Source organism: Hyphomonas sp., from assembly GCF_041689225.1.
GTDB lineage: Bacteria > Pseudomonadota > Alphaproteobacteria > Caulobacterales > Hyphomonadaceae > Hyphomonas.
In genome coordinates this window covers 1-9,219 of record NZ_JBDNGN010000097.1, presented here as the reverse complement: position 1 = coordinate 9,219, position 9,219 = coordinate 1, and the positions used below count along the sequence as shown (strand labels likewise).

Here is a 9,219-nt window from a genome sequence, read left to right as displayed (position 1 = left end):
TTCGGGTACTTGCACGATTGACCTCCCGCTGGATCTTGCGGGTACCGATGTGACAGTTTCTTTGGGAATTCAGACCGACGCCGGCGCACCGGTCGATAATTCGTCTGCCACTAACAGGGTTTCTACCGTCATTGTGGACACTGCACCATCGTTCAAAATAGCAATCACGCCGGATACGGGTGCAACAAACGCCACGCTGGCTAGCCTTTTCAAGGCCGTCGCCACTGACTCTATCCTTGGCACGGTTGACGTGACCGCAAACACCGTCACCTACTCGGGGTCTGTGACTGACACGGTGAACACCGACTTGGCTGGTACTAACGTTCTCCTCGCTGACTTGGGTGCTGTGAATTTGGTTGTTTCTGGCGTGATGGATGCGTTCGACCCGAACGTGCTTCCTGCTGGTGGTAGTTTCGTCTTCGAAGCTAATGCTTTTGGCCTTGGTGTAAATTCGGTTGCTGATACGGCAACTGCAGACATTGTGGCTTCGACCACACTTGGTGGCAATGCTGGTGGCGCCGTAATCAGCTTCGTCGCCGATGGTACCTCTGCGGTCGCACGTTCCGCATATTCCGCTGCGGTGACTGCTGTTCCTGCTTCGGGCTCGGACATCAAATCAAGCACCAGCCTGACCTCCGCGCTCCAGTCTATTACGCGCGATGGGACGCAGGTGACGTTCCCTTGGACGCAAACAGGCACGTTGGGTGCTGCTTCGGGGACAACAAGCGTCTACCGTATCGGTAACCTGGACGCGACTGCTGCCGGAGCAGTTTTCGTTGAAGCAAAGAACAGCACCACCGCTGGTTACATCAACCCAGGTATCGTGCAGGTTGCGGCGACCATCCCTGCCAAGGGTGAGCTGGTTTTGAACTCGTCTTCGGTTGAAGCTGCGCTCGGCAACTATGGCCGTGGTGATGTAGAGTTCACGGTTGAAGCTAATTCGACCTCGCTGACTGGTCGTCAGTTCGTTGTCCGCAACGGCGCGATCCAGCAAGTGATGGGCGGTACGGTCAGCCAAGATCAAAACTAATCGTTTCTTGATCAGTTACTGTGAAAAGGGGCTCTTCGGAGCCCCTTTTTTTTTGACCTGAGGCCAACCTGCGACTAGCTATTGTCGGCATCTGAGCAGGGATCAGACATGACGAATATCTATGAGGACGCGGACCGGCTGAATAATCGTGTTGCGGACGGAAAGCACCGCGATGTTGTTGGCGGGATGTGGGATGAGATCGGCAGCTGGCAAATCGAATTTTGTAAAGCGCAAGGCTTGGAGCCAGCGCACAGATTCCTGGACGTTGGCTGCGGTAGCCTGAGAGGCGGCGTACGGTTCGTGGACTATCTCGCTAGCGGAAACTATTGCGGGATTGATGCCCATACCGCTCTGCTGGACAAAGGTTATAATGTCGAACTGACGGGTGCCGGGCTGACGCACAAGCTTGATCGCGCCCGGCTCGTTACAACTGACCGATTTGATGTGTCGTCCTTCGCGCCTGGATTCGATATGGCGCTTGCGCTGTCAGTGTTCACGCATATTAGCTGGAATCAGATCAGGCTTTGTCTTTCGGAACTATCAAAGGTGATGGCACCGGGCGGCCGCCTGCTCGCAAGCTATTTTGAAACGCAGGAACACGATGATCTTGCAGACGTCGTTGACCGCGGATGGGGCATACACAGCCGGCTCGATGCTAATCCGTTCCAGTATCGCTTTTCCGACCTTGTACGCGCTGCCGATGGCCTCGGCATTGCCGTCAAGCGCATCGAGGACGTCAATCATCCCCGCGGTCAGCATGTTGCGGCGTTCACGTTCAACGCGGCGCGTAAAAGCAGCGCCGATGGGACCCGTGACCTGGGTGCTGAGGACGCGCTCAATCTGCGCGCCGGAGCAGACCATTACCGGGCCTATGTGGGGCCGCCACGCCGATTTGACTTCATGAGTTCGACCCAATTCGCGCTCCTTCACACGCTGGGTTTGCGAGATGAAGACAAGGTCCTGGACGTCGGTTGCGGTTCCTTGAGACTCGGCCGGCTGCTCATTCCATTCCTGCGCGAAGACCGATATTTCGGCATTGATCCGAATGAATGGCTGATCGAGGAAGGCATCGCCCGGGAATTGGGTCAGGATGCCGTGAGGCTGAAAAGACCACGCTTTTCCAGTCGTAGTGATTTCAGGTTCAGCGATCTCGGCGAGCGCTTCGACTATATTGTCGCTCAGTCTGTGGCCACTCACACAGGGCCGGACCTCCTCTCCCAAATGCTTGAGGGGGCCGCAAGCTCGCTCAAGGAAGACGGCCTGTTCCTCTTCTCCTATATTGCCAATGATGATCCACCGCCTGCGATGGACGGCTGGCACTATCCGGCCTGCGTCGACTACCAGCCTTCGGATATGCTGGGGCGACTTCAGGCAGTTGGCCTGGTCGCCAAAGCTATTCCGTGGTTTCACCCGGCCGCATCCTGGATGGTCGCGGCGCGATCGGAAGCAATACTGCCTAAGGATGAAGACCTGCACAAGCTGTCAGGCCATGTGATCGAGCGGCCAACCACCACAAAGGGCTACGTCACAAATCCTTTGAGCACCTCGCCGAAGTAACGCAGTGACGAACCTCTGTTTCATCGCACTTGAGTGCGCAAGCTGATGACCGATTCTACTCGCGAAGTCCTTTTTTGCGCTGGCATGCACAGGAGCGGAACCTCCCTGCTCGGAAAGCGCCTTGATGAGCTCGGCTACCATTTTCCGGGGGAGCTCCTTGCAGCCAATGACGACAATCCGGAAGGCTACTGGGAGACCCGCAGCATTGTTCAGCTGAACAATTCCATGCTGCGGTCTCTCGAACTGGACTGGAGGTCGTGTGAACCGATCGCGCAAGCGCAGATGCAAAGACTTGTCGATGCGTTTAGCGATCCTGCAGCAGACCTGCTCAAGAAATTACTCGCTTCCGCCTCCGGCCATCGCATAGCGCTGAAGGATCCGCGCTTCTGCCGGCTGTTGCCTGTCTGGCTGAACGCAGCTGAGCGTTTGGGCATGACAAGCCGGTTGATTGCGACTTGCCGGCCACAGGCGGACGTGGCGCGCTCATTGTTTCGCCGTGTTCGAGATGAACGCTTCAAACCTGCGGCGGTCGCAAATCCGGTTGCCGCCTGTCTCCTTTGGATCCGGTACATGCTGGACCTTGAGCGTCACAGCCGATCGATGCAGCGATCCTTTCTTCCCTTTCAAACCCTGAAGTCTCTGGCCGACGACCAGCTCATGGCCGTCGCGGATCATCCTGCAGCAACGTTCCTTCCAGAAAAAACACAGTCCGGTCGCGCTCAGCCAACGCACTCTCTGGTCGAGTTTGCAGACAATATCGCGAATATGCTCGTCGCCGATAAAATAGAGTCTTTGTCCGAGCAGTTTGATGGACTCGAAGCGATCTTCTCTGAACGCACAGGCCCGCATGATCCAAGGATGCGGTCGCTGCTAGAAGGCCCGGGAACGGCTGAAACGGCGAGGCGATTTGAGGCTGGGGCTGGTGAGGTCGGACCCTGTATCGCATTCATTTCCGGTTCGCCGAACAGCAAGGGCGAAATATACCGTATTGAAAACCGGATCGAAGCGCTGATCGGTACCAATTGGAAACCGTTTCGGGTTTTTCCAGACCAGGACCGCCCAGAAGCAGTTGCGCAGCAGGCAGACCTGATCATCGTGTTTCGTGCTCCGATGGATGACTGGCTCGATGCGGTATACACGCAAGCGGCGAAGCACGGGGTCCCGGTGATTTTCGACATCGATGACCTGCTCTTTGATCCGGAGATCATTTCACCGCAATATATGAGGTTTTTGGCAGACCTGCATGGCCCCGACATGGCGTCGTGGAAACTCAAGAGCGAGGGCCTAAGACAGTCCCTCGAAAGAGCCGACATGGTCTGGACACCTACTAAGACCCTTTGTGCCGAAGCCAAACGGTTCAATCGTAACGTCGCTTGTCTCCCCAACGGACTAAGCGAAGATCGTATCCGCTATGCCGAGCAGCTGACGAGATGCCGGGACCTAACGGACCAGGAAACTGTTATCGTCGGCTATGCGAGCGGAACCCCCACGCATGACTATGACTTTGCCACTATTGCCCCCGCCTTGCTTGCGGTGATGCAGGCGCACCCGAACACCCGATTATGCATCCTCGGGCACTTGTCGTCTTTGGCCCTTGCTGAACTTGCGCCTGTGGGCGCACGCATAGATCTTAGGCCCTTGGTTGCGTTTCGCGACTTGCCACGCGCCCTTTCCCAATTTGACATCAATATTGCGCCGCTGGAGCTCGAGAACCGATTCTGCCAGTCAAAGAGCGAATTGAAATTCTTCGAAGCTGCCTTGGTCAAGGTTCCCAGCATCGTATCGGCCACCGCCCCATTCAGCCTGGCAATAAGATCAGGTGAGGATGGCTACACAGCCAGAAACCTCAGCGACTGGTGCAATCACCTGACGCATCTGGTATCAGACGCTTCTGCACGAGAACACATGGGCAGCTCAGCGTATAGGCGGGCGATGGACCTCTACGGTCCACATCGCCAAGCCTTGGATTTTGTCCATAGCGCCAAGTCCGTGCTAAACTCGCCGAACACCAAAGGCAAGATATCCTGAATGCCGCGCAATCCGAATGATCATGGCTACTCTCTCATCGAGGTCCTTGTTGCGTTGGCAATTGTCGGCGTACTTAGCACGATAATATTCAGATCGCTTGGCCTACAGGCACAGCAAGTTGAGCGCGTGCAAGACGCCACGGCTGCTGCAATGGAACTTGTTGCCGATCACCGACTCCTGGAAACAACACTTGCGCAAACGCTTCCCGCCTGGCCGGAACAGGCCGGCGATGTTTTCACAGGAAACGAGCTGAAAATCTCTGGAATAACGACAGGAAGAGTGTTCAGCGATTTAGGGGATATTCAAAACTATTCCTTGCAGCTCACGGAAGCCGATACGGAACATGTCGACCTGACACTTACAACTCTCGAAGGTAGCTGGACATTAATCCAGTTGCCCCGGGATGCGGCCTTTTCATATTATGGATATGATGGACTGTGGCGAGCTAGCTGGCCTCCACCCCCGCTGACTGCGTTTGAAACACTGGATGTCGAAACTCATTTCAGGAACGGACCACTACCTGCCATGATCCGCCTGACATCAACGTCTAAGGATCCCGATGGCAACTGGATCGTCGCATTTTCCAACAGCGAACCCTTGCCCCTGCGAGCAAACGACCTGATTGGCGGTGAAGGATCCGTTTTCTAGAATTAGGCGCATGGCAAGGCTGTCTTGCCCGCCATATTCTGGTCATGCTTTCGGTGGCGGCGAACGGACTCTGACGAATGCTTTCTGGCTGGGTTCGAATCGTTTGACGCGGGTCTGGCTGTACGCTTCGGCATAGGTGTTCCAGGGATTGACCGGCGCATCGATCGCGATTCTCCAAGAAGCATCACAACACGCGAGCACTTTGTTTTGGTGCCACACGACCTGAGATCGTGATTGGCAAGGCCGCCTTTCGATCCAGCGAGAGGTCGGCTATGACCCCTAAGTCCACCACAATGATGTGCTATTCTTCGGTCTTGGGCTTCTCTGGGTTGTGAGGAGAGCCAGCGTCGCGAGCATTCGGTGACTCCCCTAGCCATAACAGCTAGAACGCCCCTCAGAACGGCGTCTTGAATGCGGCAAAGGACTGCGCCTGAGCGTCTTTGTCTGAAAGTATGGCCCCGTCCGCCGGAAGCCCCCAGTCGATCGCCAGCGCCGGATCATTCCACTGCACCGCGCCGTCACATTCCCTAGAGTAATAATTATCGACCTTGTAGGCGATCTCGGTGTCAGGTTCGCGTGTCACAAAGCCATGCAGGAACCCGCGCGGCACAAAGATCTGCACGCCATTGGTCGCCGACAGCTCTGCGCTCACCCATTTGCCATAAGTCGGTGAATTGCGGCGTATATCGACTGCGACATCCAGAATTGCGCCGCGCAGCACCCGCACGAGCTTGGATTGCGCGAAAGGCGGTGCCTGAAAGTGCAATCCTCTCAGCGTGCCCGTTTGAGTGGATAGCGAGTGATTGTCCTGTACGAAATCGGCCTCAATCCCGGCGGCGCTGAACGTCTCGGCATTGTAGGTTTCAGAGAAGAACCCGCGATCGTCCCCGAACCGCGACGGGGTGACAAGCTTCACATCGGGAATGGCGAGGGGCTCGACAATCAAAGACATAGAGCAATTCCTTTCAGACTTCATTTGTGAGGGTCGATTGCACATCGGGCCCAGACAGGCCAGCTGTCCTAACATACCCTCCATTGATTGGCTGAAATCAAAGCGCCGGTACACTCAGGCGCAACTTGCGCGGTACTCAACCGGCAGGCATACAGAATGACGGGCGCTGTGTGCAAATATCGGAAAGTGTCGTAACAGCTTTGCCTATGAGGTCATCTGTCAGAAGTGGGACATCGGCCGTTCGCCGCCTTATCCTGCCGCGTTCACCGGTACGTGAAAAGCTCGACAGGCCGAGCGGCAAGATCGTCGTGGCCGGGATGTTCCGCACGGCCAATGGAATTGGCCGCGCAGCGCTAAGTTGCTATCGAGCGCTACGTGAGGAAGGCTTCAGCCCGATTGCCGTCGATCTCAGCGGACTGTTCAACCAGATCGATGTCGCCAGCGAAGTGCCCTTGGAGGATATGCCTCTGGGCGGCCATGGCACAGTCATTCTCTATGCAAATGCGCCTGAAACCGAACGCGCCCTGATTGGACTGGGCCTGCGTCGCTGGCACAAATGGCGGGTCATCGGCGCATGGGCCTGGGAATTGTCAATTGTCCCTCCAGATTGGGCCCGTCAAACCTGCTTCCTGTCGGAAATCTGGGCCCCCAGCCGATTTGTCCAGCACGCTTTCCAGGATGCGTTTTCCTTGCCTGTGAAGCATGTTCCCCATTTTGTTCCCCTTCAGACGCACGCCAAGGCCTGGCCCACGCCAGCGAACCGGGGCGACCCGACGCTTCGTGTGCTGGCAACTGCCGATGGGCGCTCGTCCCTTCACCGCAAGAACCTGCTCGCGACGATGCAAATGTTCTCAAACGCCTTTCCGGGAAAGGAAGCTGTTCATCTGACGGTCAAATGTCGCAACCTGTCTCTTTACAAGCATTACGAAGCGACGGTGATGGCGTTTTCCAAAAGTGATCCCAGGATCGAAGTCATCGACCGCAGTTTTTCTGAGGAAGAACAAACCCACCTGTTGTGGAACAGCGACGTCGTCGTGTCGTCGCATCGATCAGAAGGTTTCGGCATGCATCTCGCAGAAGCCATGGCCGCAGGCCGCGCGACAATCGCCACGGGCTGGTCCGGCAATCTTGAATTCATGACCCAGGACAATTCAAAACTTCTTCCTTTCGTCTTGCAACCGGTCAGCGATCCAACCGGCACCTACGATTCCATACCGGGAGCCATGTGGGCTGAAGTCGATATCGACGCCGGCGCGAGGGCCTTGCGCGAACTGAGTGAATCACTCGACGGACGCAATGCGCTCGCGTCCAGATCCCGCGCGGACATAAAGTCCTCTCTGCGATCACGCGCTTACTCAGAAGCCCTTGGTATTTGCCTCTAGCAGCTTGCTCTTGCCCGCTCATAAAGCGACATAGAGTGTAATCAGGTGTTACTTGCTGGCAGGCTGGCGGGTTCATATGTGCTGGCCAACCCATGCGCAATTTGCGGAGCTGTTCCATGTCCCTTCCCTTCATCGACCTTCAGGCTCAACGCCGGCGGATCAAGGTTGAAATCGACACAGCTATAAGCGGCGTTGTCGAATCTGGCCGCTTTGTTCTGGGCCCTGAAGTTGGGGAACTGGAAACCCAGCTCGCCAGCTGGTGCAACGCATCCCACGCGGTCAGCTGCGGCAACGGCACCGATGCACTCGCTCTGGCATTGATGGCCTGGGAACTGAAGCCCGGTGACGCCGTGTTCTGCCCAAGCTTCACGTTTGTCGCGACGGCTCAGGTCGTGCCGTGGCTCGGCGCCGCGCCTGTCTTTGTGGATATTGATGCGGCGACCTACAACATGGATCCGTCATCCCTGCGCGCTGAAATCGAACGGACGATCAAGCAACGCAAGCTGAAGCCGAAAGTCGTGATCGCCGTTGACTTGTTCGGGCAGCCTGCAAACTATCCGGAAATCAAGGCGATATGCGATGAGTTCGGCCTGAAGCTGATTGCGGATACGGCGCAGGGCTTTGGTTGCACCCTTAACGGCAAACACCCCTCCGACTGGGCCGATATTGCAACCACCAGCTTCTTCCCGGCCAAGCCACTTGGATGTTATGGCGACGGCGGAGCGATCATCACAAATGATGCCGCGCTCGCCGAGCGCATTGAATCCCTTCGGGTTTATGGCAAGGTCACGCCGACCGATGCGGCCACACGCAACTTTCATCATGACCCGAAATATCTCAGCCTTCGGGTCGGCATGAATTCGCGCCTGGACACGATTCAGGCCGCTATCCTGCTGGAAAAGCTGAAGATTTTCGCTAACGAGATCGACTGCCGCCAGGTTGTGGCCGACCGGTACAAGGCAGGCCTCAAGGGGCGGATCAAGGGGGTGCCAGGGGTGATCGACGGGGGGCGGTCCGTGTGGGCCCAGTATGTAATCGAGCACGAAAACCGAGATGGCCTGCAAGCGCACCTGACCGCCAATGGCATCCCGAGCATGGTCTATTATCCGGTCCCCATCCACCAGCAGGATTTCGCGCTTCGCTTCGCGCCGCCCGAAGGCCACCTGAAGGTGACCGAGGCCGCCAGCCAGCATGTGCTGGCGCTGCCGATGCACCCCTACCTCAGCGAGGCCGACCAGGACCGGGTGATCGAAACCGTGCTCGGCTTCAACGGCTGAATCACCCGATTGCAAACGTAATTTACCGGGCGCGCAGGCGGTTGCCGCGTTGCCTTTGACTGCGCGTCATGCTAACGCGCACATAAACACATAAAGGAACATTGATATGGCTCACGATTACCACGTCGCCGACATCAAACTGGCAGAATACGGCAACAAGGAAATCGCCATTGCCGAGACTGAGATGCCGGGTCTGATGGCTGCCCGCGAAGAGTTCGGACCAACGCAGCCCCTCAAGGGCGCGCGCATCTGCGGCTCGCTGCACATGACGATCCAGACGGCCGTCCTGATCCAGACACTGGAAGCCCTTGGCGCAGAAGTGCGCTGGGTTTCGTGCAACATCTA

The 9,219-nt window shown here is 56.8% G+C and carries 8 protein-coding genes; 7 read left to right on the top strand and 1 reads right to left on the bottom strand.

The window, feature by feature from the left end; all coding sequences use genetic code 11:
• From ACESNB_RS08800 to ACESNB_RS08785, 4 genes are all read left to right on the top strand, one after another.
• On the top strand, positions 1-1,030 hold a 1,030-nt coding region (locus ACESNB_RS08800), incomplete at its 5' end, for a hypothetical protein (protein ID WP_373006381.1).
• Positions 1,031-1,138: 108 nt separating this feature from the next.
• Positions 1,139-2,587 (top strand): methyltransferase, encoded by a 1,449-nt coding sequence (locus tag ACESNB_RS08795; protein ID WP_373006379.1) that lies wholly within the window; start codon positions 1,139-1,141, stop codon positions 2,585-2,587.
• Positions 2,588-2,632: 45 nt separating this feature from the next.
• Positions 2,633-4,615 carry a glycosyltransferase gene (locus ACESNB_RS08790; RefSeq protein ID WP_373006377.1) on the top strand — a complete coding sequence of 661 codons (1,983 nt, stop codon included), beginning with the start codon at positions 2,633-2,635 and terminating at the stop codon, positions 4,613-4,615.
• Positions 4,616-5,263: a prepilin-type N-terminal cleavage/methylation domain-containing protein gene (locus tag ACESNB_RS08785; protein ID WP_373006375.1), complete on the top strand. Its 648-nt coding sequence runs from the start codon at positions 4,616-4,618 to the stop codon at positions 5,261-5,263.
• Between the two features lie 394 nt (positions 5,264-5,657).
• On the opposite strand, the gene rfbC is transcribed toward ACESNB_RS08785, so the two are convergent.
• Entirely contained in the window at positions 5,658-6,209 is a 552-nt protein-coding gene (gene rfbC, locus ACESNB_RS08780) for a dTDP-4-dehydrorhamnose 3,5-epimerase (protein WP_373006383.1), read from the bottom strand.
• Positions 6,210-6,421: 212 nt separating this feature from the next.
• Between rfbC and ACESNB_RS08775 the strand changes: the two genes are divergently transcribed.
• From ACESNB_RS08775 to ACESNB_RS08765, 3 genes are all read left to right on the top strand, one after another.
• Positions 6,422-7,597 (top strand): glycosyltransferase, encoded by a 1,176-nt coding sequence (locus tag ACESNB_RS08775; RefSeq protein ID WP_373006373.1) that lies wholly within the window; start codon positions 6,422-6,424, stop codon positions 7,595-7,597.
• 116 nt (positions 7,598-7,713) lie between these two features.
• Positions 7,714-8,874, top strand: a complete 1,161-nt coding sequence (locus ACESNB_RS08770) for a DegT/DnrJ/EryC1/StrS family aminotransferase (protein WP_373006371.1) — start codon at positions 7,714-7,716, stop codon at positions 8,872-8,874.
• A 106-nt stretch (positions 8,875-8,980) separates the two neighbouring features.
• Positions 8,981-9,219: adenosylhomocysteinase (locus tag ACESNB_RS08765; protein ID WP_373006369.1), on the top strand; the 239-nt coding region annotated here is incomplete at its 3' end.